Origin of the sequence: Sphaerisporangium melleum (assembly GCF_014646695.1) — a bacterium.
Taxonomy (GTDB): Bacteria; Actinomycetota; Actinomycetes; order Streptosporangiales; family Streptosporangiaceae; genus Sphaerisporangium; species Sphaerisporangium melleum.
Genome location: NZ_BMNT01000032.1, coordinates 55,787 through 81,136, shown reverse-complemented (window position 1 = coordinate 81,136; position 25,350 = coordinate 55,787). Strand labels below are relative to the sequence as shown.

Here is a 25,350-nt window from a genome sequence, read left to right as displayed (position 1 = left end):
TAGTTCGGCAAGATCCCTACCCTCGTCGCTGACGCCCGCGGGGGCCCAGGCGCCCGCGAAGGAGATCGTGTGTCCATATCCCGCCTTTGGCGAGCGGCCCTGATCGGGACCACCTCGCTCGCCCTCTTCCTCCCCCAGAGCGTGGCGTACGGCGCCACGCCCGCCGCCGGCCCCGGATCCGACAAGATCAACCGGGTGGTCACGGCGGAGCTCTCCGCGGACGGCAAGGCCACCTTCTGGGTGCGCCTGAAGGACCGCGCCGACCTGCGCACCGCACGGACGGCGAAGACCAAGTCCGACAAGGGCCGGCAGGTCTACCGCGCGAAGACGCAGACCGCCACCGCCTCCCAGGCGAACCTCCGCAAGCTGCTCAAGGCGCGCCACGCCGACTTCACGCCGTTCTGGATCGTCAACACCATCAAGGTGACCGGCGACGCCGGCCTCGCGGCCGACATCGCCGCGCTTCCCGAGGTCGCCTCGATCGAGCCCGACCAGACCAGCCCGTCCCCCGACCCGCAGCCGGGCGTGGCCCAGGCGGCCACCGGGAACGTCGAGTGGAACGTCGACCGGATCAACGCCCCGAAGGTGTGGAACGAGCTCGGCGACCGCGGCGAGGGCGTCGTCATCGCCAGCCTCGACACCGGCGTGCAGTGGGACCACCCCGCGCTGAAGTCGAAGTACCGCGGCACCCGCCCGGACGGCACGGCCGATCACAACTACAACTGGTACGACCCCGAGGGCTGGTGCCCGGCCGCCGAGCCCTGCGACGACCGCGGCCACGGCACCCACACCATCGGCACCATGGTCGGCGACGACGGTGAGGGCAACGGCATCGGCGTCGCCCCCGGCGCCACGTTCATCTCCATCAAGGGGTGCGGCTCCTCCGCCGTCGGGTGCACCCGGGCGGCGACGATGGCCGGCGGGCAGTGGATCCTCGCGCCCACCGACCTGAACGGCCAGAACCCGCGGCCCGACCTGGCCCCCGACATCGTCAACAACTCCTGGGGCGGCAGCGGCATCGACCTGTTCTACAAGGACATCGTCGAGGCCTGGGTCGCCGCGGGCATCTTCCCTGCCTGGTCCAACGGCAACGAGGGCCCCTCCTGCGGCACCACCGGAACGCCCGGCGGGTACATCGCCAGCTACAGCGCCGGCGCGGCCGACGTCAACGGCCGCATCGCGTACTTCTCCTCACGTGGCGAGGGCGAGGACGGCGAGATCAAGCCGAACATCACCGCGCCCGGTGTCGACATCCGCTCCGCCGTACCGGGCGGCGGGTACGCGCTGAAGTCCGGCACCTCGATGGCGAGCCCGCACGTCGCCGCCACCGTGGCGCTGATGTGGGCGGCCTCCCCCTACGTGAAGAACGACGTCGCCCTCACCCGGGAGCTGCTCGACCGCACGGCGGCCGACGTGGACGACCAGGGCTGTGGCGGCACGGCCGGCGACAACTTCGTCTACGGCGAGGGCATGCTGGACGCCTACGCGGCCGTGCAGGCCACCCCGGCCGGGGAGTTCGGCACGCTGACCGGCACCGTCACCTCGGGCGGCTCGCCGCTCGAAGGCGTCACCGTGAAGATCACCGGCCCGCTGAACCGGACCGTCACCACCGGCCAGGACGGCTCGTACTCCATCCCGCGCCTGATCGCCGGCGACTACCAGATCACCGCCGGCAAGTTCACCTACGACGACGCCACCGCGACGGTCACCGTGGGCGACGGCTCGACGGCCACCAAGGACCTGTCGCTGACGCCGCAGGAGATGGGCACGGTGTCGGGCACGGTCAGCAGCGTGGGCCTGCCCGAGTCCGGCGCCACGGTGCGCGCGACCGGCACCCCGGCGAGCACGGTCACCGACGCCCAGGGCCGCTACGAGCTGCGGCTGCCCCGCAAGGCCTACGACCTGGCGGTCACCGCCGGGTCGCCGTGCGCGGAGAACACCACCGTCCCGGTCACCGTCACGGCGGCGCTGACCCAGGACATCGAGCTGACCAGCCACATCGACTCCTACGGCTACACCTGCAAGACCGGGACCGAGCCGTACATCGAGGGCACCGAGCGGCAGCCGCTGAACTACGACGACGAATACCAGAACATCTCGCTGCCGTTCGCCTTCCCGTTCTACGGCAGGACCTACACCTCGGGCATGGTGAGCACGAACGGCTTCCTGAGCTTCGGCGACTACACCTACGCCTACCCGACCAACGAGTCACTGCCCTCGGCCGACGGGCCGAACGCCGGTGTCTACCCGTTCTGGGATGACATGGGGCTGTTCGACTTCGACGAGGGCCACCTCTACACCGCCACCATCGGCACCGCGCCGAACCGCACCTTCGTCGTCGAATGGCGCAACGCGCGGTTCTACTCCCGGGACGAGCTCATCTCCTACGAGGCGCTGCTCGGTGAGGACGGCTCCGTCGGGTTCCGCTACCGCGGGATCAGCAGCGATTTCGCCACCGGCGAGGGCGCCACGATCGGCATCGAGAACGCCGACGGCACCGACGCCTTCCAGTACTCCCACCTGACCGGTGGGGTGCTGCGCGACGGCCAGAGCATCACCATCGCCGCCCGCGGGCACGGCCTGGTCGCCGGCACGGTCACCGACGCCAACGACCGGCGGCCGGTGGCGGGCGCGACGGTGCAGGTGGGCGACGTGGCGACGTTCACCACCGGAGCCGACGGCGCCTTCCTCGGGCAGGTCCCGGCCGGTGACTTCCCGGTGGAGGTCTCGGCCGGGAACTACGGCACGGTCACCAAGGACGTCACCGTCGCGGCGGGACGGCGCACCACGCTGGACACCGCGCTGACCACCGGCCGGGTGACCGCGTCGACCGGTCAGGTCACCCTGGTGATGCCGGCCGGCGCGACCAGGACGGGCGGGTTCGAGCTGTCCAACCCGGGCGCCACCGCCGCGTACACGATCGAGGTGGACCCCGCGGCGAAGGACTGGCTGGGCGTGACCCCGGCCGGCGGCGAGGTCGCGGCGGGCGGTTCGGTGCGGGTGCGGGTCACCGCCTCCAGCGCCGGCGTCCGGCCGGGCACCGTCCGCACCGGGACGCTGACCGTGCGCTCGGCGAGTGGCCGCACCCCGGCGTTCCCGGTCACCGTGTCGGTCGTGGTGCCGAAGGTCCAGGTCGCCCTGGAGGCCGGCGGCGGCAAGAAGGTGACCGACGCGGCCGGTGACATCTGGACGCCCGACCGGGAGTACAGCCGCGGCGGCTACGGCTACGTCGGCGCGGGCCACGCCTCCAGCACGGGCGTGCGGATCGCCGGCACCACCGAGCAGGCACTGTTCGCCTCGGCCCGCGAGGGCATGCGGGAGTACCGCTTCGACGGCGTGCCCGACGGCGTGTACACCGTGGAGCTGGGCTTCGCCGAGATCCACGGCAAGCGTCCCGGCAAGCGGGTCTTCGATGTCACCGCCGAGGGACGGCCGCTGGTCACGGCGCTGGACGTCGCCAAGGAGGCCGGGCAGAACACCGCGCTCACCCGGCAGTACACGGTGAAGGTCACCGACGGCCGGCTCGACGTCTGCTTCACGGCGCGCGCCGGGGAGCCGATCGTCAACGCGATCCGGGTCACCGAACGCCCCGACAAGACCGCCGGCTGACCGCCCCGGCCCTCACCTACCGGCCCGTCCCCGCTCCCGGGGGCGGGCCGGTCCCGTTCATCCCGCCCGGCTCAGGAGTCGGCGGGGCGGGGGCCGAAGCGGATGCCGGACAGGGCGTCGGCCGCGGCGCGGTCGAGCACGGTGACGCTCGCGGCGGGCGGCAGCCGGCCGGAGCGGGCCCGCTCGATGAGCACCCGCCAGCGCCGGCAGTGCCGGGCGAAGGTCGCGGCGGTCACCACCCGGCCGCGCTGGATCTGCCCGGCGCGGGCCGCCGCCGGCGGGACGTCGAGCAGGATGAGGTGCATCCCGCCGCGGCCGCGGGCGAGCCGGGCGAAGCCGTACAGCAGGTGCGGCCAGGTGCCCCGGGTGTGCGCGATCACCGGATGCCCGCGCGACACCGCCCGGGCGATGCGCAGCACGTGGGTGAGGTGGACGATCGGCGTGCGGGCACGCGGCGGAACCGGGCCGAGGAAGCGCGACCACCAGTTGCGCGCCTGCCGCGAGTCGATCACCCGTACCTCGCCGGCCGCGGCCACCGGGGCGGTCTCCCGGCCGTCCAGCCGGTACAGGCGGGCGAGCAGGGTGCTCTTGCCCGCGCCGGGCAGCCCGGCCAGCAGCACCAGCGAGCCGGCGGGGTAGCGCAGCTCGCCGCCGTCGGCCACCGCCTGCCCGGGACGCCACGCGTGCTCCGGCCGCGAGATGGTCGGCTCTGGGGTCATCGGCCTCGCGCCCTCCGTTCGGGAGCCCGACGGGAGGCGAACGCGGATCACCGCTCGGGTCGGGCCCGTTGCCCTGAGCAACGCGCGGCCCCTCGGATAAGTTTCACGCGGCGCCGATCCCGGCGGCGGACCGGCGGCAGGGGCGCGGCGCCGTCCACGGACGCGAACCGCCCGCCCGGGCATGGCGCGCCGGGCGGGCGGTCGGGGTCGGCGGAGCCGGCGGGATCAGCCGGGGAGGCGGCACCCGTCGGTGGTCTTCCCGTTGTTGCAGTGGTTGAGCTGGAGGGAGTCGAGCAGGTAGGCGAAGGTCTGCCCGGCCGGGCTGACCACCGAGAGCTGGACGGTGGCCGCGCCGGTCGGCGCCAGGGCGGAGACCGAGTACTCCTGCCAGCTCGTCGACAGGGCGTAGGTGGAGCTGTCACTGGTGGAGATCAGCGCGTTGGACGAGTTGTACCACGACAGCCGGAGCTTGACGTTGCCCGAGGTGGCCGTGGTCAGCCGGGCGAAGAACCGGTAGCGCTGCCCGGCGGTGACCGCCGGCTTGCGGGTGACCGAGACGAGCCCCTCCGCGTGGGACTGCACGTTCATGGTGAGTGAACGCCGCCCGTCGTAGTAGCGGGCCGAGGTCTGGCTGTCGGGCCCGGGCGGGGTCATCTGCATCCAGCCGCCGCCGGACGCCGTGAAGCCCGAGGGGCCGGCGTACGGCGCGTCGGCCTCGATGGTGCGTTCCTGCGCGGTCAGCAGGTCGTTGCTGTACCCGATGTCGCAGCAGGTCGGCGTGGTGAACATCGCGTAGGCGGCGATGTTCACCTTGCGGGTGTCGGGATAGCTGGAGGTGGAGAACAGCGCCGAGGTCTCGCTCGGGTCGTAGTAGGTGTTGAACTCCTGGTCGATCTGCCAGTCGTTGTACTGGCTGATCATGATGTCGTTCAGCGAGAAGCTGTTGGGCACCTCACTGACCTTGGCGTGGTCCACGTCGGCCAGGTGGATCAGCTCGTGCATCATGGTGGCGCTGTCCCACTCGTCGGTGGTCGCCACGCAGACGCCGTCGCACCAGGCGGTGGCGGTGCCGTTGAAGTCCTCGAACACCACGTACTTGCGGCCGGCGTCGTCGTACCCCGCCGCCTCCAGGTCGTCGGCGATGGTGTACGGGGTCGTCTCCCCGCTGATGTCACCGGACTCGATCTTCTCCGGCACTACCAGCGCCCGCGCGTACCCGGCGTAGGTGCTGGTGTCGTAGCCGGTGCGGCAGCTCAGCTTGATGTGCTGGTCGTAGTCGGTCGACTCGTCGAGCAGCCAGTCCATCCGATCGACGATCTTGGCGATCCGCTCGACGTAGGCGTCGTAGTTGTTGCCGTTGCCGTCGTGCCAGGCGTAGATCACCTGGACCGCCGGCGTGCTCCCGCTCGCGTTCTTCGGGTCCGAGAGCGTCGTGGTGCAGCCCCGCTTGGGCACGTTCGCGTCCACCGGCTGGGCGTAAGGCGCGACCGGCTCGGTCCCGATGGGGTCGAAGGTGGCGTGCGCCGGACTCGCCATCGTCAGAACGACGAGACCTCCCGCGACGATCGCCGTGATGAAGCGGTTCAGCTTCGACGACAAGGATGCTCCTCCCGTAAAAAATCATCCACGGGCGCACCCAATCACGATTTGTCAAGAAAAAGAAGATCGCGGAAGTAAATGTGGAATAGGTCACCGGATATCGGCGATATAACTCTCATAACCGCCGATATCCGGATACTCCGCGTAAAAATGGTTGATCGCGGCCGTCAGGACCCGTTATCGTCCGGCAGCGCCAGGCGGAGCAGCAGGTCCTTGACCTCCACCGCCTCGAACCGGTCGCGGGCGGCCGACGGGTCCGAGCACAGCAGAACGGGGGCGTCGGCCGGGTCCGCGGGAAGCAGCCCGTGGGAGCCGCGCACCGCGCGGGCTCCCGCGTCCAGCCCGACGACGCTCATCAGATAGCGCATGCCGAGCTTCTTGCGCAGCAGCGCCACCCCGGCCCGGCGCTTGGCGCCGAGCGGGTCGTCGGGGTCGAAGAAGAGCTCGGCCGGGTCGTAGCCGGGCTTGCGGTGGATCTCGACCAGGCGCGCGAAGTCGGGCGCGCGGTCGTCGTCCAGCCAGTAGTAGTACGTGAACCAGGCGTCACGTTCGGCGAGCAGCACCAGCTCCCCCGAACGGGGGTGGTCCAGGCCGTGTGCCGCCTTGCCCTCCTGGTCGAGCACCTCGCCGACGCCGGGCAGGGCCGCGCACAGCTTGGCGACGGCCGGCACATCGGCGGGGTCGGCCACGTACACGTGCGCCACCTGGTGGTCGGCGACCGCGAACGCCCGGGAGGTCCACGGGTCCAGGTACTCCATGCCGGCCTGGGTGTACACCTCCAGCAGCCCTTCGGCGCGCAGCGCCCGGTTGACGTCGACGGGACGGGACACATCGGTGATGCCGTACTCCGACAGGACCACCACGGTCCGCCCCTGGGCCGCGGCGGCGTCCAGCAGGGGCGCCAGCACGCCGTCGAGCTCGGCGGCGGACGCGGCCGAGCGCGGGTCGGACGGGCCGTACCGCTGCAGGTCGTAGTCCAGGTGCGGGATGTAGGCCAGGGTCAGGTCGGGGTTCTGCTCGGCCATGATCCGCTCGGTGGCGCGGCAGATCCAGGTGGAGGAGGCGATGCCCGCGCCCGGCCCCCAGTAGGTGAACAGGGGGAACGTGCCGAGGGCCGAGGTGAGGTCGTCGTGCAGCTCCGGGGGGTAGGTGTAGCAGTCGGGGTCCTTGCGCCCGTCGGCGTGGTAGATCGGCCGCGGGGTGACCGTCCAGTCGACGTCGGCGCCCATGGCGTACCACCAGCACACGTTGGCCACCGTGTACCCCGGCCGGGCGCGCCGGGCGGCGTGCCACAGCTTGTCCCCCTCGACGAGGGCGTTGTGCTGGCGCCACAGCAGGACCTCGCCGAGGTCGCGGAAGTACCAGCCGTTGCCGACGACGCCGTGCCCGGTGGGGAGCTCGCCGGTGAGGAAGGTCGACTGCACCGAGCAGGTGACCGCGGGCAGGACCGTGCCGAGCTCCGCCTGGAAGCCCCCGGCGGCGACGGCGCGCAGCCGCGGCATGTGGGCCAGCAGCCTCGGGGTCAGGCCCACGACGTCCAGGACCAGCAACGATGTCATGCTTTAACTCCCAGGTGGTGAAGTTCGGCGCGGGCGAAGGCCAGCTCGTCGGCGATGCCGGCGGCGAGCTGCTCCGGGGTCGCCGGGCGCAGTGCGGGGGGCAGCACGCCCCAGGTGTAGGTCTCGACGTCGAAGTGGTCGCACAAGGGCTCGGGACCGCCGGCGAGTTCGGCCAGCGCCTCGCGCAGCAGCGGAGTGGTCGCCGCGAGGGGTGGGGACGGCGCGACGTGCAGTGGTACGTGGTAGTGCACCCGCCACGGCGCGGGCAGCCGCCGGTCGAGCGCCTCGTCCAGGTCGTCGGCGGACGCGCCGCCGGCGGTGCGCGTCTGGTGCAGGAAGCGCGGCTCGGCGTACTCGCGCAGGGCCTCGGGCTCGGCGGTCTCCAGGGCGGCCGAGACCTGCACCTTGACGACCGGCAGGCCGGCGCGGCGCAGCGCGCGCAGCGCGTCCGCGGGCCGTTCCCAGGCGCAGGCGAGGTGGGCGAGGTCCAGGCAGACGCCGAGCCGGTCGTGGTCGGCGTCCGCCAGGTGGGTGATCGCCTGCTCGGTGGTCTCCACGACGCAGCCGGGTTCGGGTTCGAACGCCACCCGCACGGTCCGCCCGGTGCCGGACTCGACGGCGGCCAGCCCGGCGGCGAGCTCGTCGAGATTGCGCGCGGCCCGGCCGGCCATGCCGGCGTCCCAGGGGTCGCGCCAGGCGAGCGGCAGGGTGGACACCGAGCCGCGGGCCGCGTCATCGGGCAGCAGGTCGGCCAGGACGCGCGCCAGGTCCAGGGTGTAGGCGAGCCGCTCGGGCGTCGTCCAGTCGGGGTGGTACACCGCGTGTTTGACCACCGGGTCCTGGAACGAACGGTAGGGGAAGCCGTTGAGGGTCACCACCTCCAGGCCCCGCGCGTCCAGCTCGCGGCGGAGCCTGCGGCGCGGCGCCGGGTCGGCGGCCAGGGCGGCGGCGACCGGCGCGGCCAGCCAGAGCCCGAGCCCGAGGACATCGGTGCCGAGCCGCTCGAGGATCGGCACCGCGTAGGTGTCGAACTGGGCGATGATGCCGTCGAGGTCCTGCGCCGGGTGCACGTTGGTGCAGTAGCTCAGATGCAGCCGGTCCCCCGACGGGTGGTGGAGCCGCATCAGGAGCCGCCGCGCTTGATGGAGCTGCCGGCGAAGGTCTCCTCACCCGCGCCGGCCGGGGTCAGGTCCAGGCGCCCGGACTGGCCGTAGAACTCCACGGGGTTGCGCCACAGCACGCGGTCCACGTCGTCCTCGGTGAACCCGGCGGCCAGCATGGCCTGGGCGGTCTCCAGGGTGAGCAGCGGGTCGGAGTGGCCCCAGTCGGCGGCGGAGTTGACCAGCATCCGCTCCGGCCCGTGCTCGCGCAGGATCTCGACCATGCGCGGCGGGGACATCTTGGTCTCGGGGTAGATGGAGAAGCCCATCCAGCATCCGGATTCGCGGACGATCCCGACGGTGACCTCGTTGAGGTGGTCGACGGCGACGCGTCCGGGGTCGATGCCGGAGGCCGCGACGACCTCCAGCGTGCGCCGGGTGCCGTGGGCCTTGTCGCGGTGCGGGGTGTGCACGAGCGCGGGCAGTTCGTGCTCGACGGCCAGGGCGAGCTGCCGTTCGAAGGCGTCGTCCTCCTCGGGGGTCATCGAGTCGTAGCCGATCTCGCCGACCGCGACGACGCGGTCCTTGTCCAGGTAGCGCGGCAGCAGGTCGAGCACGGGCCGGCAGCGCGGGTCGTTGGCCTCCTTGGGGTTCAGCGCGATGGTGGCGTGGTGGACGATGCCGAACTGCGCGGCGCGGTAGGGCTCCCAGCCGATGAGCGAGTCGAAGTAGTCGGTGAACGAGCCGGGGTTGGTGCGGGGCTGTCCCAGCCAGAAGGCGGGTTCCACGAGGGCCCGGACGCCCGCGGCGGCCATTCGCGCGTAGTCGTCGGTGGTGCGCGAGGTCATGTGGATGTGCGGGTCGAAGATGCGCATCAGGCTTCCTTGCCGGTCAGCCGGCCGAGCAGGGCGGCGGCGTCGGGGGGTGTGGGGCGTGCGGCCGCCGCGCGCTCGGCGGCGAAGGCGGCGAGCATGGCCGCGAGCTCCTGGTCGGCCCGCTCGTCCAGCCGGTCCACGACGGCGAGCGGCACGCCCATGAAGACGCACTTGAGCACCGCCTGCCGCCAGGCGGCCTGGTCGAGGTGGCGGGCGTACGGGCCGAGCGCGGCCGCCACCAGGCGGGTGTCGTTCGTGCGGATCGCGTCGTGCAGCAGCGGCAGCGCCTCGTCGCCGATGTCGAGCATCGGCAGGGCCTTGAGCACGGCGCGCTTCTCGTCGGCGTCGCCGTAGCGGTACAGCGTCTCGGCCTCGGCCGCGGCCCGGCCGGGGGGCAGCGCGGCCAGCAGCAGCGCCCGCGCCGCCTCGTCGGCGGTCCAGCCGGGGACGTCCGGCAGTGGCGCCCGGCCGGCGCGGCGGCCGGCCTGGGCGAACGACCGGCCGGCCGTCTCGGGCCGCTCGGCCGCGGCGGCGAGCGCGTCCTGCACCCACTCCCCTTGCGGTGTGTCCCGCAGCGCGGCGCGCAGCAGCTCCGCCGGCGCCACGGCGGGCCGGCTTCCGTTCGGACTCACGACGGGCTCCCTTCCGTCCTGGACGCGTCCTTCTCGGCCGCGCGCAGGAAGTCGATCGAACGGGCCGCCACGGCGGGGGCGGCGTGCGAGTGGCGGGGCAGTTCGACGGCGACCAGGCCCTGGTAGCCGGCGTCGGCGAGCGCGCGCAGCACCGGCGGGAAGTCGATCTCGCCCTCGCCGAACTCCAGGTGCTCGTGCGTGCCGCGCCGCATGTCGTCGATCTGGACGTTGACCAGGTGCCCGGCGACGGCCGCCACGCAGGCGGGCACCGGCTCGGGCTCGTTGCAGCGCAGGTGGCCGATGTCCAGGGTGATGCCGAAGCCGTCCGGCGCGCCGATGGCCTGGTGCAGTTCCCGCCAGCCGGCGATGGTCTCCACGAGCATGCCCGGCTCGGGTTCGAAGCCCAGCGGCACCCCGGCCTCCCGCGCGGTGCCGGCGACCTCGGCGCACCCGTCGGTCAGCCGCCGCCAGGCGAGGTCCGGCTCCACGTGGGCCGGACGCACCCCGGACCAGAACGACACCGCCTCGGCGCCCAGGTCGGCGCCGATGGCGATGGCCCTGCGCAGGAAGTCCACCCGTACGTCGCGGTCGTCGTCGAGCAGTGTCGGGGCGTGCTTGCGGCGCGGGTCGAGCAGGTAGCGGGCCCCGGTCTCGACGACCACCGCCAGCCCGAGGGTGCGCAGCAGGTCGGCGACCGCCGCCACTCGCCGTCCCAGCCCGTCGGCGTACGGGTCGAGGTGGCTGTGGTCGAGGGTCAGCGCCACTCCGGTGTAGCCGAGGCCGGCGATGACCTCCAGGGCGTCGGTCAGGCGGTGGTTGGCGAAGCCGTTGGTGCCGTAGCCGAATCTGATCATGTCGGGGACAGCTTTCTGGCCAGGCGGCGGGCCAGCGGGACCGCCGCGGCGAGGGCGAGCCCGGTGCGGGGGGCGCCGGCCCGCGCGGCGAGCGCCGCCTGCAGGGCGGGCAGGCTCACGATGCCGCTGACGACGGTCTCGCGGACCCGCGGGGCCGACGGGTCGGCGCAGGCGCGGGCCTGGGTGGCGCCGAACTGCGCGGCGTACCACGCGGCGAGGGCCGCGGGCGCGACCGCCTGCGGTTCCAGGCCGCCCTTGCCGAGGGTCGTGCCCGCCGGGGGGCGGCCCGCGGACGCGGCGACCGCGACCGTGCCGGCCAGGGTGGCCGCGGGCAGGCCGCGGCTGGTGCCGGTCACCTCGTGGCGGGACAGCGCCGTGAGCAGGTAGGTGTGGGCGGCGACGGTGAGCGCGGCGGGCAGCGCCCCGGCGATCGAGCGGCCGGGGCTGGCGCCCAGCAGCACGTCGAGACCGCGGCACAGCGCCATCACGAGCGGCCCGGCCGGGGTCTTCTTGGCCACCAGGTCGTAGGACCAGACGGCGGCGGCCAGCGGCACGGCGACGGCCAGCGCGCGCCGGCCGCCGGCCAGGCCCGCCGCCGCCAGGCCCGCGGCGGTGAGCCCGGCGGCCACCGCGAGGGCCCCGCCCGGTGACACGCGCCCGGAGGGGATGGGACGCTCGGGGCGCTCGACGGCGTCGAGGCCGCGGTCGGCCCAGTCGTTGGCGGCCATCCCCGCCCAGTAGAGACAGACCGACGAGCAGGCCAGGCCGGCGGTGCGCGGGCCGAGCGCCCGCCCGGCCGCCGCGCCGGCGAGCACGTCGCCGGGCACCGACAGCGCGGCCGGCGCCCGGACGAGGTCGAGCAGGTCGCGGAGCGCGATCACCGCCGCCCCCTTCCGGCCCGCGCCGCGGCGGCCGTGGCACACCGGGCCGTCATCGGGACGCGTCTTCCGCGCCGAGGGCGGCGACGAACTCGCACAGCGTCCGCCACTGGTCGGCGAGCGCGTGCGGGACCTGCCCGATCGGGTCCTTGAAGAAGAAGGCCAGCTCGGTCAGCGGCCCGGCGCGCCCGGCCCGGTGGGCGGCCGCGGCCAGCCTGGCCAGGTCGAGGATGAGCGGGGCGGCCAGGGCGGAGTCGCAGCCGTGCCAGCTGAACTCCATGCGCATGCGGGTGCCCAGGAAGCCCTCGAAGGTGACCAGGTCCCAGGCGGTCTTGAAGTCGCCGAGGTCCTCCACGTAGTCGATGCGGGTGTCGCCCTGCGGGGTGTAGCCGAGCGTCTCGGCCAGCACGCGTTGCTTGCTGGCGGCCTTGGCGGCGTTGGCGCCCGGCTCGGCGAGGTTGGCGCCGTCGCCGCCGCCGAGCAGGTTGATGCCCGACCAGCTGCGCACCGTGAGGTTGCGCTGGGCGAACATCGGGGCGAGCACCGACTTGACCAGCGTCTCGCCGGTCTTGCCGTCGCTGCCGGCGTAGGGCAGCCGCCGCTCGCGGGCGAGCTCGTCCAGGGCGGGCAGCCGGGCGCCGGTCGACGGGGTGAAGTCGACGTACGGGCAGCCGGCGTCCAGGGCGGCGTAGGCGACCAGCGCGCTGGACGGCAGCACCGCGCCGGGCTCGTCCAGCGCGGCACGCAGCGCGTCCAGGCCGGCGTGCGCGGGGTGGGCGGGCGGGACGGGCTCGGTGCTCGCCACGTTGACCACCACGATCCGCTCCAGGTCGTGCCGGCGGCGGAAGGCGTCGAGGTCGGCGGCGATGGCCCGTGCCACCTCGGCCTGGGTGGCCGCCTCGGGCAGCGGCCGCACCTCCTGCTCGACGGCGGCCAGCTCGCCGCGCAGTGCCTCGACGAGCCGGGCCGGGACGACACCGGCGTCGGCCAGGGCGGCGGCCTTCTTGTCCAGCGGGAGCGGGGAGACGTCGTGGCCGCCGAAGACCAGGTCGCCGATGCCGGGCCGGACGCGGTCTCGCAGCGCGGGCGACTCAAGGACGCACCCGGCCGGGCCGGCCAGGCCCGCCCGCACCGCGAGCGCGCCGACCATGCTGGTCACGGCCACGGAGCCACGGGCTCCGATGAGCCACAGTCCCGTACTCATCTGGTTTCTCTCTTTCATTCGGGGGTGCCGGACGCGCGGCCGCGCGGGGGTTCTCCGGCCGACAGGCGACGGGGGTGCCGCCGGCCCGGCCCTCGGGGAGTGCGGCCGGCCGGGATCGGCTTGGGAGAGGGTGCCCGCCCGCCTGGTGGCGCCGGTCGGCACAGCCGCGACGGCACCGCGATCGGCGTTGACGGCACCTGCGCGGCTCCGGACGGCCGCCAGGCGGGCGGGACGTTCTCTCGTGGACGGGGAGGGCTTGGTGCTCGCCGCCCGGCGCGCGCCGCACCCGGGGCCGGGTGAAGGTGCCGGACGGTGCCGGCGGGACGGCCGGGCGGGCACGTCCGGGGCGAGCGGGCGGAACGAGGGCGCTCTCGGAGGGACGGGAGCGATTCGACGGGACGAGGGCGGTTCGGTGGGACGGGGACGTTCGGACCGAAAGGGGTGGGTGCGGTGCCGGATGCGAGGTCCGCGCGGCTCCGCCGTCTTCGCTCCTTCATGGTGGGGGGTGCAGGTACGCGATGGCCATGGGGTCGGACAGCGTCCGCTCGACGACCACGCCCGCCGCTCCGCGCGCGGCGGCGCCGTAGCCGAGGTCGGAGGCGGCGAAGCGGCAGCGGTCCGCGCCGCCCATGCTCATGCGCCTGAGCTCCTCGTGGGCGACGGGGATCAGCCGGTCGGCGAGCCTGGCGAAGTAGCCGCCGAGCACGACCACCCGCGGGTTGAACAGGTTGACCAGCATGGCGGCCCCGAGGCCGAGCCACCGGCCCACTTCGGCGACCGCCGCCTCGACCCGCGGGTCGCCGGTGGCGAGCAGCCGCTCGATGCCGGCCAGCCGCTCCTCCGGGTCGCGGGCGGCGAACGGGGCTGCGGGCACCTCGTCCGGCGCGACCATGCGCTCCAGCGCGGCGAGCCCGACCTTGGTCTCCCAGCAGCCGATGCGGCCGCACCCGCACCGCTCGCCGGACGGGTCGACCATGACATGGCCGACCTCGCCGGCGAAGCCGTCCGCGCCGCTCAGCAACCGGCCGCCGGAGATGACCCCGCCGCCGATGCCCACCTCTCCGGTGAGGTAGACCAGGTCGGCCGTGCCCGCCGCGACGCCGGAGGTGTACTCCGCGAGGGCGGCGAGATTGGCGTCGTTGTCCACTCCGATGGGAAGGTCCGCGGGGATGCCGGCGCGCGACAGCCGCTCGGCGACCGCCACCTCGCGCCAGCCGAGGTTGGGGGCGGTGACCACGGTCCCGGCGATCGTGTCGATCAGCCCGGGGACGGCCACCGTGATCCCGGCCGGGCGGACGCCCAGCCGGTCGAGATCGGCCACGGCCCGCTCGACCACGCGGGCCAGCTCGTCCAGCGAGCGTCCGGGGCCGGACCCGGTGGCGTCGAAGCCGAGGCGCCGGTCGATGAGCACCCGGCCGGCGAGGTCGGTGGCGAAGGCCGCGAGGTAGTCGACGTTGACCTCCACGCCCAGAGCGCCGACCCGGGAGCCGTCCAGGACCAGGGCGAGACCCGGGCGGCCGACCGACCCGGCGTACTGCGGGCCGGCCTCCTTGACCAGGCCGCGGGCCCTCAGCTCGTTCACCAGGCTGGTCACGGTGGTCTTGTTCAGCCCGGTCCCGAGCGCGACGGCGGAGCGGGAGCACGGGCCGTGCTCGCTGACGTGGCGCAGCACCAGGGCCAGATTGGACCGGCGCACCGCCGCCTGGTGGGCCGGGAGACCGGCGGAGCCGTTGGAGCCCGCCGAACCGTTGGAGCCGGCGGAGCCCGTGGAGCCCGCGGGTCCACCACGGCTCGTGGAGCCGTTGGAGGGGCCGCCGGCCCTGCTGTGCTTCACGCCGCTCCTCAATTAATCCGTGTGGTTGCCCGAATTAAAGGCGCTGACATCCAGCGGAAACAAGAGGGAAGGCGGGTCCAACTTATGTAACGTTCTGATAACAACGACGAATAGTGTCCTGACCTGCGTCGATTCCGTCCGAGCGCCAAGTCGCCACTGTCGCCAAGTGTGCAAAGCGGGACATCTCGCGCATCACGAAATCGACCGATTACTCCTGAAGCGAAACCGCTGGACCGGTCGCCTCTTCATGTGCGTCGCAGCGCCGGTTCGCCGCTGCGACGCCGCCGGACGCCTGACCCTCCGGCCACCGTGGCCGGGTCAGCGCGAGGCGGGCACGTCCCGGCGGAGGAACAGGCCGGGCCGCCGGTCGCCCCACAGCTCCTCCTCCAGGTGGTCATCCCGCCATATCAGCACCTCGTCCATGACGTGGCGGCGGATCCGGTGGCGCATCCGCTCGTACCCGGCCGGGTCCCGCCAGCGCAGGTGGTCGTCGAGGGCCTCGCGCAGCACACCGTTGACCTCCAGGCCGTAGGTGGTCGCCTCCACCCCCGGATGCGCCCGGAGCCAGTCGAACAGTTCCGCCGCCCGGCCCTCCGGCACCACCGCGCCGAGCAGGTCCTCGGTGGTGTGGCGCGCGTGCGCGCACACGTGCAGCGCCCAGCGGTGCGCCGGCGTCGGCGCGTCACCGGCAAGCCGCGCGAGCACGGTGTCGACCACGTACCGCACGGCGTCACGGCGCGACGGCCGCCCGGTGGCCGCCATGCTCCTGGCGACCTCGGCGGCGAGCGACAGGGCGAACGGGTTGCCGGCGGCGAAGTCCACGATGGAGGGCACCAGCGCGGGATCGACACCGCGGGCTTCCAGCAGCGCGGTGGACTCCGCGGCGGTGAGGTCCTCGATGCGCCGCACCGTGATCGTCCCCGACCAGGCAGGGTCGGTGAGCCACGCGGCGCTCGGCCCGTTCCGGCCGGCCAGCACGATGATCGTGCCGCCCGGCAACCGCCAGAGGTACTCCTCGCGCAGCCACGGTTCGAGATGCTCCAGCTCCTCGACGGCGTCGATGAGCAGCACCGGACCCGCGGCCCCCGACAGCTCCGCGGCGAACCGCTCGAGACGCTCGCGCGCGTCCGCGAGCCCCGGGGCGCGCAGGTGCCGCACCCGCCGGCCCGCGGTGGTGGCGTCGTCGGCGAGTTTGCGCAGCAGCGTCGACTTGCCGGCGCCGGCGGGGCCGCGGACGAACAGCAGGCGCGGGCCCGCGCCGCCGGCTCCCTCCAGCAGGTCCCGGAACGCGGCGCGCTCGCCGCGCCTCCCGATGAACCCTCGATCGAGATGGCGTTCCAGCCACGCGCCGGCCGGTTCGGCCGGGTCCGGGTCCGGCTCCTCCGGGGACTCCGCGGCGTCCGCCGCCTCCTCCTGCGGAGACTCCCCCGCGTCCGCCGATCGCCGCGCCGGCCGCTCGGCGGGCGGGACGAGGGCGAGCTCGTCGTCGAGGTCCCCGTCGGCCAGCAGGATCTTCTCGTGGACGGCCCGCAGCCGCGGGCCCGGACCGACCCCGAGCTCCTTGCCCAGCAGGTCGTAGACCATCCGGTACACCTCCAGGGCCTCCGCCCGCCTGCCGCCGCGGCACAGGGCGAGAAGCTGGATCTCGTACAGCGGCTCTTCCAGCCGGTTCTGCTCGATGAGCAGGGGGACCTCCGCGGCCACCTCGGTGTGCTCCCCCAGTTCCAGGCGGAGCCATAGCGACTCCTGGGCGGCGACCAGTCTCAGCCGCTCCAGCCGCGACCGCTCACGCTCGGCGGCCTCGCCCGGGACGCCGGCCAGCGCCGTGCCCCTCCACAGGCCGAGCGCCCGCTCCAGGTGCTCGGCGGCCGCGGCGAGATGCCCGTCCGCGCGCTCCTGCCGGGCGGCTTCGACCAGGTCGTCGAACTCCTCGGCGTCCAGGGTGAACGGCGACGGGTCGAGCATGTACCCCCCGGCCTGGGAGCTGATCGCCCCGCAGAGCCCGTGCTCCGCCAGCAGCCGCCGGATGCGGGAGACGTAGGTGCGGATGACGGCCTCACCGGTGGCCGGCGCCTGGTCGCCCCACAGTCCGTCGATCAGTTCACCGATCCGCACGAAACCGCCGCCGTTGGCCAGCAGCAGCATCAGGACGGCCTGCTGCTGCGGGCCGCCGAGATCGAGCCAGGTGTCCCCGCAGATCAGGCCGGGCGGCCCGAGGATGGTGAACCGGTACTGCGCCGAGCCCCCGTCCGGCTTTTCGATCACGGTCGTGACGTTTCCCTTCACGCGCTTCGACCTGCGGCGGGATCGGCCCGCCGGTCCGTAGTGGTCCAGGTCGCAACGCTAGGCACGCCCGGTCCGGCTCCGCGAGCGTCGGGTGACGCCATGCGTGTACGTCACTCCGCGGCCCGTGGAGGCGGCCGGGGCGCGGGCACACCCGGCGACCTAAAGTGGACGACCGGCCGATGATCCGGCGACGGCCGCCACCCGTCGCCGGCACGGGCCGGTGACGCACGCCCCGGCACGGCGTTCAGGGGAGCCGGCGACGGGGGTGTGCCAGGCGAGAGGGGGGGCCACATCATGGCCGGGATGAGTTTCGGGCTGCTGGGCCCGATCACGGTCCGGCGCGGCGGGGAGGAGCTGGAGCCGGGGTCCCCGCAGCAGCGGGGCGTGCTCGCCCTGCTGCTGCTGGGCGAGGGGCGCCAGGTCCCGATCGAGGAGATCGTCGGTGCGCTGTGGGGCCCGCGGGCACCGCGCAGCGCCGTGCTGACCACCCGCACCTACGTCTCCCGCCTGCGCCGGGTGCTCTCCGAGAATGCCGCGCCCGGGCCGGGCGGCGCGGCGGAGATCAGTGCGGCGGGCCGCGGCTACCGGCTGGTCACCGGCTCCGGCACGGTCGACGTGACGGCGTTCCGCAGGGCCACCGCCGCCGCGCGGCAGGCTCGCGCCCAGGGGAGGATCGCCGAGGCCTCGCGGTCGCTGCGCGGGGCACTCGCGCTGTGGCGGGGGCCGGCGCTCGACGGGCTGGGCGGGGCCTTCTTCGACGGCCGCCGCGCCTGGCTGGAGCGGCTGCGCGCCTCGGCGATGGAGGAGCGCTGGGCCCTGGACATCGAGCAGGGCGAGTACGGCGAGGCGATCGACCAGCTGACCCGCGCGACCGCGGCGGAGCCCTATCGCGAGCGGCTGTGGGAGCTGCTGATCTGCGCCCATGACCGCGCCGGGCACCGGCGGGAGGCACTGGCCGCCTACGAGCGCGTCGCCCGGCTGCTGGACGACGATCTGGGCCTGCGCCCCGGCCCCGGCCTGCGCCGGATGTACGCGCGGATCAGCACGGCCTCGCTCGTGTGAACCACTCCACCGCGCCCATGACGTACGCGCATGACGTCATCCGACGGACGCCGGGCCCCGGCGCTGGTCCCTACGGTGATCTCACCTTGCCGGCCCCGAGATGAAATGAGCGGGAAGACCATGTCCGAGATCACCTACACCGCGGTCGCCACCTCCACCGCGGAGGGCCGCAACGGAGGACGGGCGACCTCCGACGACGGCATGCTCGACGTCACCCTCGCCGTGCCCAAGGCGTTCGGCGGCGCCGGCGACGGCACCAACCCCGAGCAGCTGTTCGCCGCAGGATGGGCGTCCTGCTTCGTCGGCGCCGTGCGGCGGGTGGCGAGCGCGCGGAAGGTGACGGCGCACGACCTCGCCGTCATCGCGGAGGTCACCTTGCACCACGACTCCGAGACGAACGACTTCACGCTGAGCGCCGTCCTGCACCTGGAGGCCTCCGGCATCGACCAGGCCACCGCCGACGAGCTGGTCCAGGGCGCGCATCTGCTCTGCCCGTACTCCAAGGCGACCCGCGGCAACATCGAGGTCACCCTCGACGCTACCGTGGCCTGACCTGGAGAAGGCCCGGCAGGGCCCGCCACCCGCGGACGGTGGCGGGCCCTGCCGTGTCCCGCCGGCCGCCGCGAGGCCTCATCACGCGGGCGTCTCCTCGCGGGTCTGGAGCGTCCGGGCCAGATCGGCGCGGGAGCTGACCCCCAGCTTGGGGAAGATCCGGTGCAGGTGGGTGCCGACGGTCCGGTGCGACAGGTACAGCCGCTGGCCGATCTCCCGGTTGGTCAGCCCCTCGGCGGCGAGCTGGGCGATGCTCAGCTCGTGCGCGGTCAGCTTCTCCCGCGCGTCCGGGCCGCGGTTCGGGCTGGACTCCCCCGCGCTGCGCAACTCCCGCCGCGCCCGCTCGCTCCAGGCGGCCAGGCCGAGCGCGTCGAAGGTCTCCCTGGCCGTGCGCAGGTGCGCCCGGGACTCCACCACCCGGCGCTGCCGCCGCAGCCATTCGCCGTACGCCAGATGGAGGCGGCCGCGTTCGGCGGGCCATCCGGTCAGGTCGGCGCGCAGCGCTGCGGTGAAGAGCGGCTCCGCCTCCTCGCTCGGCGCGAGCACGGCGCGCGCGTACCGCAGCCCGATGTGCAGCGCCGGTGACGGCGAGACCACGGCCAGCGCCTCCATCTCGCGCAGAACGTCCCGCATGGCGGCGGCCCGCCCGGCGCGCACGGCGGCCTCGGTGAGCTCCGCGAGGCAGTAGGCGCGCAGGGCGAGCTGGTAGGCGGGGTCGGCGGGGTCGAGCATGCGGCTGAGCTCGGCGAACGCGTCGTCGAACCGTCCCTCGCTCAGAGCGGTGAGCCCGCGGGCGAGCCGGACGGTGGCCAGCACCGGGCGGGCGCAGGCGGCGAGCCCGATCCGTTCGGCCTCATCGGCGAGGATCCCGGCCTCCTGGTGGTCGCCTCTCAGCGCGGCGATCTCGGCCTGGACGGCCTTGGCCAGCCCGTACATGAACGGCTGGCCGGTCTCCTGCGCGAGCTTGGCGGCCTCAGCGGCGGCCGGCCGGGCCGCGGCCAGGTCGCCGAGCCGGGTCAGGCTCCACGCCTGGACCGCCAGCGCCCGGGGAAGCTGGCCGAGCCGGCCCTGGGCGCGCAGCCCGGGGGCGGCCGCCGTGGAGAATCGGGCCGCCAGATCGAACGCCCCCACCTGCAGGGACGCGCTGCCCAGGAAGCGGTCGGTCTCCGGGTCGGCGCCGGTGACCGCGGCCAGCCGGCGCAGCCCGTCGAGCACGGTGGCGGCCCGTTCGAACGGTGCGACGTAGGCGGAGACCGCGACCAGGCGCGGGTCATCGGCGGGCACGGGCAGCTGGTCGGCCACCTCCAGCAGCGAGCGGCGGGCCCGCGGGCCGGGTTCGCACCAGAAGCAGCGCATGGCGGCACCCCACAGGATGCGCACGGCGGGTTCGATGTGCCCGTCGGCGGCGACCGATCCGGCCAGCTCGGCCAGCTCCGCGACCCGCGAGACGTCCTCGCGCACCCCGTCTTCGAAGACGCTGAGCAGCCAGCTCGCGGTGGCGCGCCGGCGCGGCGGGAGCCCGAGCGCCTGCGCGTCGCGCACCAGCCGCTCGGCGGTGTCGCGGCGGCCCGACTCGATCGCGAGCTCTGCCGCGCGCAGCAGCCTGAGCGCCAGCCGGTCCTGCGTCTCGCTCAGCCGGGCGGCCTGTTCGAGCGCCGCGACGGCGGCGGCGACCGCGCCCCGGTGCCGGGCCCGGTCGGCGGCATGGTCGAGCTCGGCCGCCACGTCCTCGTCGGTGCCGGCCGTCGCGGCGGCCCGGTGCCAGGCCCGCCGGTCCGGCTGGTCGCGCAGGGTCTCGGCGAGCGCCAGGTGGGCGCGCCGGCACTCGGCGGGCGGCGAGGCCGCCGGGATGGCCGAGCGCATCAGGGGATGGCGGAACGTCACCGCGCCGGCGACGGGCTCGATCAGCCGGGCCTCGACGGCCGGGGTCAGGATCTCCGGCTCGGCCGCCGATCCGGAGACGAGGCCGGTGGCCGCGAGCACCTCGGCGGCCGAGTCGCTCTGGTTGAGCGCCGCGACCAGCAGGGCGGTACGGGCCGGTGCCGGCAGGGCGGCGACCCGGGCGGTGAACGCGCGTTCCAGGCGATCGTTCAGCGGTGGCACCGGGTCGAGGTCGCCGAGGTCTCCCGCGGCCGCCGGCAGCTCGGTCAGCGCCAAGGGGTTGCCGGCGGCCTCCCGCAGCAGCCTCGCCCGGGTCTCCGGGGCGAGACGCGGGGCGATCGAGTCCAGAAGTCCGGCGGCGTCCTCGCCGGAGAGCCGGTCGAGGGGCATCGGTGTGAGCCCGGCGTCGCACAGGGGCGAGCGCTCACCTTCCCGGAGGGTCGCGATCAGGGCGATGGGCTCGGAGTCGATGCGGCGCGCCACGAAGGCGAGGACGTCGGCGCTGGCGCCGTCGAGCCACTGCGCGTCCTCGGCGACGACCAGCAGCGGCCGGGCGGCGGCCTCCTCGGCCAGCAGGGACAGCGCGGCCAGGCCGACGAGGTAGGCACTGGGGCCGGCGGCGTCGGCGAGACCGAGCGCGCCGCGCAGGGCGTCCCGCTGCGGGTGCGGAAGCGCGTCCAGCCCGGCCCGGACGGGGTACAGCAGCTGGTGCAGCCCGGCGTAGGGGAGGTTCTGTTCGGCCTCCACGCCGGTCGCCGTCAGCACGCGCAGGCCGGCGTCCGACGCCGCGCGGACGGCCTCCGCGACGAGCGCGGACTTCCCGATGCCCGCCTCGCCGTGGATGAGGAGGCCGGCGCCGTCCTCCGGCCGGCCGATGAACCGGTCCAGAACCTCCCGCTCGGCGTCCCGCCCGAAAAGCGGCATGGCTCGGCCCCCCTCGATGTCCGCGGCCTTTCTCCCCCGGCCGCGATGTGTCGTCATTACGACCATAACGGGCGGAATGCCCAGGTGGGCCACCGCCCGGCCGCGCGGCGGAGGCCGGGCCACTACCGGCCCCGATGGCCGCACTCGGAGGCGTCATGACATATGCGAAATGTATATCTGGGTTCGTCAATGCGCTGTCGATCGGAATAGCGGCGGCTCGCGATAGATTCACCGCGGTTCGCCGAGAAGGACCTCGGGAGGGGAACGCCCTCCCCCGAACGCCGCCCCGCTCGGGCGCGTGTCCACCTCGCGGCCCGATGATCCTCACTTCGCGCAGGCGGCGCTCCCTGGCGCACTCGCCGATACCGGCTCTTCCGTGATTCATCCGCCGGAGAGCGAGCCTGACCGCGAAACACTGAAAAGGAAGCTGATGCTACGAACAGCGAAATTGATGGCGGCCGCCCTGCCGCTCGCCGCGCTGATCCCTCTGACGGCCACCGCGGCCGGCGCGGCGACGGGGGCCGGGCCCGCCGATGTGACGGCGCGGGCGGCCGGCGCCGCCGCGGCGTGTTCCTCGGTTCCCGTCTCCGCTCCGGCGGGCGCGAAGATCGAGTCGGTGCGCGCGGAGCATCACGCGGGTGGCACGATCACCTTCCCCGCCACACCGTTCTCGGCTCCCCCTCCCATCAAGGACGTGCCGCCGTACTGCGAGATGACCGTCACCCTCACTCACCCGGGCGCCGGCGACCACGTCAAGGTCGCGGTGGCGATGCCGGAGACCGGGTGGACGGGCCGCCTGCAGGGCGTGGGCGGGAGCGCCTACGCCGCCGGTGACTTCGGCGCACCGCTGGTCCAGGCCGTCAAGGACGGCTACAGCGGCGTCACCACCGACGCCGGCGTGCCCCTGACGGGCCTCGACACCACCTGGGCCCTGACCTCCGGCGGCGAGATCAACAAGCCCCTGCTGACCAACTTCGCCACCCGCTCGGTGCACGAGTCGGCCCAGATCGGCAAGGAGGTGACCAAGAGGTTCTACAACCGGACGGTCTCGTACGCGTACTGGAACGGCTGCTCGACCGGCGGGCGCCAGGGGTACGCCGAGGCGCAGAAGTACCCCAAGGACTTCGACGGCATCCTGGCCAACGCCCCGGCCGTGCAGTGGACACAGTTCGCGGTCGCCACACTCTGGCCGCAGATCGTGATGAACCAGGAGAAGACTTTCCTGAGCAACTGCGTCCTCGACGCGTTCCGTAAGGCCGCGATCAAGGCCTGCGACCCGCGCGACGGCGTCACCGACGGGATCATCGACCAGCCCGACCGGTGCGGCTACGACCCGCGCACCATGGTGGGCACCAAGGTGGCCTGCGAGGGCAAGGAGATCACCGTGACGGCCGCCGACGCGGCGGTCATGCGCAAGATCTGGGCCGGGCCGGTCGACGAACGCGGCCGGAGCCTGTGGCCGGGACTGCCGAAGGGGGCCGACCCGTCGTGGCTGGCCGGCACCAAGGCCGACGACGACGGTAACCTGTCGGCGCCCGGCTTCCCGGTGGCCGTGGGATGGGTGCAGACCTTCCTGAAGCAGCAGCCCGGGTTCGACACCTCGAAGATCACCTACAGCGAGTTCGCGGATCTGTTCCGCCGCTCGGTGAAGCGGTTCGACGACGTCATCGGCACCTCCGACCCGGACCTGTCGGCGTTCCGCCGCACCGGCGGGAAGCTGCTCACCTTCGTGGGCACCGACGACCAGCTGATCCCGCCCGGCGGCACGCTGTACTACCGCGATCGGGTCGAGCGCGAGATGGGCGGCGCGCGGCGGGTGAACGACTTCTACCGTCTGTTCCTCGCCCCCGGCGTGGAGCACTGCGGCGGCGGCTCCGGCGCGGCTCCCACGGACGCGCTGGGCGCGCTGGTGAACTGGGTGGAGAAGGGCAAGGCACCGGCCACCCTGGCCGCCAAGACGGCCGACGGCGCAAGGTCCCGCGACCTGTGCCCGCTCCCGCAGGTCTCGCGGTACACCGGTCACGGTGACCCGGCGGTCGCCTCCAGCTACCGCTGCGCGCGCCACTGACGGCGAGACCTTCACCTGCGCCGTCCGGGCCGACCCTCACCCGCCGGCCCGGACGGCGTCCCCATACCCGCCCCGCCCGGCACCGCGGCCGAGCCCGCGTCGATGTGACGTATACGGTTCGTACAGACGGAGCTGCCATTCTGGCCGTACGCATGACGGCGGGCACCCAGGCCGGCCGGTCACATCCCCGCGGCGCGATCGCGACGGAGCGGACGCCTGCCCGGCACGGTCACCGCCGGCCGGTGACGGGCCCGCGGGCCGCACCGCCCGGCGGTGCACTCGTCCCGCTTCCCGAGCCAGGGAAGCGACTCCTCTTCTCCGACCCGGAAGGTTCATCTCGTGGACAGGCGTACGTTCTCCAGACTGGTGCTCGCGGGGACGGCCGCGGCGGCGCTCCCCGCGGCCCCCGCCTCGGCGTCCGCGCCGGCATCGGGCTCCGCCCACTTCCCGGCGCACACGCTGAAGCAGGTCAAGGCCGGCGTGCTGAACGTCGGCTACGCCGAGTCGGGCCCGTCCCGCGGCCCCGTGGTCATCCTGCTGCACGGGTTCCCGTACGACATCCAGAGCTTCGGGGCCGTGGCGCCGCTGCTGGCGGCGCGCGGGTACCGCGTCATCGTGCCCTACCTGCGCGGGCACGGCACGACGCGGTTCCTGTCGGACCGGACGTTCCGCAACGGCCAGCAGGCGGCGGTCGCGCTCGACATCCTCGCGCTGATGGACGCGCTCATGATCGAGAAGGCCGTCATCGCCGGCTTCGACTGGGGGTCGCGGACGGCGGACATCATCGCCGCGCTCTGGCCGGGACGCTGCAAGGCCCTCGTCTCGGTGAGCGGCTATCTGATCACCGACCTGGCGAAGAACAAGGAGCCGCTGCCGCCGCAGGCCGAATACGCCTGGTGGTACCAGTACTACTTCGCCACCGAGAGAGGCCGGCTCGGCCTGGAACGGTATCGCGACGAGTTCGTCCGGCTGCTGTGGAAGACCGTCTCGCCGACCTGGAAGTTCGACGACGCCACGTTCGAGCGCACGGCGGCGTCGTTCACCAACCCCGACTGGGTGCCCGTCGTGATCCACAACTACCGCTGGCGGCTGAGCCTGGCCGAGGGCGAGCCCCGCTACGACGACGTCGAGCGGCGGCTCGCCGGGGCTCCGAAGATCGCGGTGCCCACGATCACCATCGATGCCGAACTGGACCCGTTCACCCCCGCCGGGAACGGATCCGGCTACCGTGACCGGTTCACCGGGGCGTACGAGCACCGGGCCCTGCGCGGGGTCGGCCACAACGTCCCGCAGGAGGCCCCGCGCGCGTTCGCCGAGGCCGTCATCGACGCGGACCGCCTCTGACCACGCCCGGGAACCCGGCGGCGGACGGGCCGGCCGTGGGGGGCCGAGCCTGTCCGCCGGACGGCCGGGGTCAGGCCCAGAGGTACCACCTGTCACTGGCGGAGTTCCAGTCGCAGTGGAAGGAGGTCCACCAGCCCCACTGGATGCCGAGGTTCCCGCCGTTGTAGCAGTCGGACTGGTAGTAGTAGACGTACCTGATGCTCTCCGCCTGGGCCGGGGACGAGGTCATCGACAGCAGCACGCCTGTGGTCAGAGCGGCGGAGACGAGTAGGGCCCGTACCTTGCGCATCCGATCCCTCCTGGGGAACGCACGAGAGACGCCTTCGCGGAGAACCCGCTGACGGCCGGCCGGCGCACGACCGGGTGACCG

Annotated in this window: 18 protein-coding genes; 5 read left to right on the top strand and 13 right to left on the bottom strand. The window is 73.9% G+C overall.

The window, feature by feature from the left end:
* Positions 1-69: 69 nt before the first annotated feature.
* Positions 70-3,609: a S8 family serine peptidase gene (locus IEY93_RS26245; protein WP_189165790.1), complete on the top strand. Its 3,540-nt coding sequence runs from the start codon at positions 70-72 to the stop codon at positions 3,607-3,609.
* A gap of 71 nt (positions 3,610-3,680) precedes the next feature.
* On the opposite strand, the gene IEY93_RS26240 is transcribed toward IEY93_RS26245, so the two are convergent.
* From IEY93_RS26240 to IEY93_RS26190, 11 genes are all read right to left on the bottom strand, one after another.
* Positions 3,681-4,328, bottom strand: a complete 648-nt coding sequence (locus IEY93_RS26240; protein WP_229691489.1) for an ATP-binding protein — start codon at positions 4,326-4,328, stop codon at positions 3,681-3,683.
* Positions 4,329-4,553: 225 nt separating this feature from the next.
* Complete coding sequence (locus IEY93_RS26235; RefSeq protein WP_189165789.1) at positions 4,554-5,927, bottom strand: hypothetical protein; 1,374 nt, start codon at positions 5,925-5,927, stop codon at positions 4,554-4,556.
* 167 nt (positions 5,928-6,094) lie between these two features.
* A complete protein-coding gene (locus IEY93_RS26230; protein WP_189165788.1) occupies positions 6,095-7,486 on the bottom strand; it encodes an alkaline phosphatase family protein in 1,392 nt (463 codons plus the stop codon).
* Positions 7,483-8,610, bottom strand: a complete 1,128-nt coding sequence (eboE, locus tag IEY93_RS26225; RefSeq protein WP_189165787.1) for a metabolite traffic protein EboE — start codon at positions 8,608-8,610, stop codon at positions 7,483-7,485. Before eboE ends, IEY93_RS26230 begins: the two co-directional genes overlap by 4 nt.
* Entirely contained in the window at positions 8,610-9,461 is an 852-nt protein-coding gene (locus IEY93_RS26220) for a TatD family hydrolase (protein WP_189165786.1), read from the bottom strand. The genes eboE and IEY93_RS26220 overlap by 1 nt, the downstream gene beginning before the upstream one ends.
* A complete protein-coding gene (locus IEY93_RS26215) occupies positions 9,461-10,093 on the bottom strand; it encodes an EboA domain-containing protein (protein ID WP_229691488.1) in 633 nt (210 codons plus the stop codon). Before IEY93_RS26215 ends, IEY93_RS26220 begins: the two co-directional genes overlap by 1 nt.
* Positions 10,090-10,947 carry a sugar phosphate isomerase/epimerase family protein gene (locus IEY93_RS26210; RefSeq protein WP_189165785.1) on the bottom strand — a complete coding sequence of 286 codons (858 nt, stop codon included), beginning with the start codon at positions 10,945-10,947 and terminating at the stop codon, positions 10,090-10,092. Before IEY93_RS26210 ends, IEY93_RS26215 begins: the two co-directional genes overlap by 4 nt.
* Entirely contained in the window at positions 10,944-11,825 is an 882-nt protein-coding gene (locus IEY93_RS26205; protein ID WP_203968900.1) for an SCO3242 family prenyltransferase, read from the bottom strand. The genes IEY93_RS26210 and IEY93_RS26205 overlap by 4 nt, the downstream gene beginning before the upstream one ends.
* A gap of 52 nt (positions 11,826-11,877) precedes the next feature.
* Positions 11,878-13,029, bottom strand: coding sequence for an inositol-3-phosphate synthase (locus tag IEY93_RS26200; protein ID WP_189165783.1), 1,152 nt, complete (start codon positions 13,027-13,029; stop codon positions 11,878-11,880).
* Positions 13,030-13,522: 493 nt separating this feature from the next.
* Positions 13,523-14,863 carry an ROK family transcriptional regulator gene (locus IEY93_RS26195; RefSeq protein WP_203968860.1) on the bottom strand — a complete coding sequence of 447 codons (1,341 nt, stop codon included), beginning with the start codon at positions 14,861-14,863 and terminating at the stop codon, positions 13,523-13,525.
* A 318-nt stretch (positions 14,864-15,181) separates the two neighbouring features.
* Positions 15,182-16,828: a BTAD domain-containing putative transcriptional regulator gene (locus IEY93_RS26190; protein ID WP_373291504.1), complete on the bottom strand. Its 1,647-nt coding sequence runs from the start codon at positions 16,826-16,828 to the stop codon at positions 15,182-15,184.
* A gap of 624 nt (positions 16,829-17,452) precedes the next feature.
* On the opposite strand from IEY93_RS26190, the gene IEY93_RS26185 reads away from it, so the two are divergent.
* Together IEY93_RS26185 and IEY93_RS26180 are read left to right on the top strand one after the other, a co-directional pair.
* Positions 17,453-18,211 carry an AfsR/SARP family transcriptional regulator gene (locus IEY93_RS26185; protein ID WP_203968864.1) on the top strand — a complete coding sequence of 253 codons (759 nt, stop codon included), beginning with the start codon at positions 17,453-17,455 and terminating at the stop codon, positions 18,209-18,211.
* 120 nt (positions 18,212-18,331) lie between these two features.
* A complete protein-coding gene (locus IEY93_RS26180; protein ID WP_189165781.1) occupies positions 18,332-18,763 on the top strand; it encodes an organic hydroperoxide resistance protein in 432 nt (143 codons plus the stop codon).
* A gap of 81 nt (positions 18,764-18,844) precedes the next feature.
* Here IEY93_RS26180 and IEY93_RS26175 read toward each other — a convergent pair whose 3' ends face one another.
* Positions 18,845-21,568 (bottom strand): AAA family ATPase, encoded by a 2,724-nt coding sequence (locus tag IEY93_RS26175; protein WP_189165780.1) that lies wholly within the window; start codon positions 21,566-21,568, stop codon positions 18,845-18,847.
* Positions 21,569-21,998: 430 nt separating this feature from the next.
* Between IEY93_RS26175 and IEY93_RS26170 the strand changes: the two genes are divergently transcribed.
* Positions 21,999-23,636, top strand: coding sequence for a tannase/feruloyl esterase family alpha/beta hydrolase (locus IEY93_RS26170; RefSeq protein WP_189165779.1), 1,638 nt, complete (start codon positions 21,999-22,001; stop codon positions 23,634-23,636).
* A 339-nt stretch (positions 23,637-23,975) separates the two neighbouring features.
* On the top strand, positions 23,976-24,980 hold the full coding sequence (locus IEY93_RS26165) for an alpha/beta fold hydrolase (protein ID WP_189165778.1): 1,005 nt from the start codon (positions 23,976-23,978) through the stop codon (positions 24,978-24,980).
* Between the two features lie 70 nt (positions 24,981-25,050).
* On the opposite strand, the gene IEY93_RS26160 is transcribed toward IEY93_RS26165, so the two are convergent.
* Entirely contained in the window at positions 25,051-25,269 is a 219-nt protein-coding gene (locus tag IEY93_RS26160) for a hypothetical protein (RefSeq protein ID WP_189165777.1), read from the bottom strand.
* Positions 25,270-25,350 lie beyond the last annotated feature (81 nt).

Excerpts from the sequence above, each read along its gene's own strand:
- eboE (WP_189165787.1), bottom strand. The coding sequence starts at position 8,610 with ATGCGGCTCCACCACCCGTCGGGGGACCGGCTGCATCTGAGCTACTGC.
- IEY93_RS26240 (WP_229691489.1), bottom strand. The coding sequence starts at position 4,328 with ATGACCCCAGAGCCGACCATCTCGCGGCCGGAGCACGCGTGGCGTCCC.
- IEY93_RS26160 (WP_189165777.1), bottom strand. The coding sequence starts at position 25,269 with ATGCGCAAGGTACGGGCCCTACTCGTCTCCGCCGCTCTGACCACAGGC.
- IEY93_RS26220 (WP_189165786.1), bottom strand. The coding sequence starts at position 9,461 with ATGCGCATCTTCGACCCGCACATCCACATGACCTCGCGCACCACCGAC.
- IEY93_RS26190 (WP_373291504.1), bottom strand. The coding sequence starts at position 16,828 with ATGCTCGACCCGTCGCCGTTCACCCTGGACGCCGAGGAGTTCGACGAC.
- IEY93_RS26175 (WP_189165780.1), bottom strand. The coding sequence starts at position 21,568 with ATGCCGCTTTTCGGGCGGGACGCCGAGCGGGAGGTTCTGGACCGGTTC.
- IEY93_RS26180 (WP_189165781.1), top strand. The coding sequence starts at position 18,332 with ATGTCCGAGATCACCTACACCGCGGTCGCCACCTCCACCGCGGAGGGC.
- IEY93_RS26230 (WP_189165788.1), bottom strand. The coding sequence starts at position 7,486 with ATGACATCGTTGCTGGTCCTGGACGTCGTGGGCCTGACCCCGAGGCTG.
- IEY93_RS26170 (WP_189165779.1), top strand. The coding sequence starts at position 21,999 with ATGCTACGAACAGCGAAATTGATGGCGGCCGCCCTGCCGCTCGCCGCG.
- IEY93_RS26185 (WP_203968864.1), top strand. The coding sequence starts at position 17,453 with ATGAGTTTCGGGCTGCTGGGCCCGATCACGGTCCGGCGCGGCGGGGAG.
- IEY93_RS26200 (WP_189165783.1), bottom strand. The coding sequence starts at position 13,029 with ATGAGTACGGGACTGTGGCTCATCGGAGCCCGTGGCTCCGTGGCCGTG.
- IEY93_RS26210 (WP_189165785.1), bottom strand. The coding sequence starts at position 10,947 with ATGATCAGATTCGGCTACGGCACCAACGGCTTCGCCAACCACCGCCTG.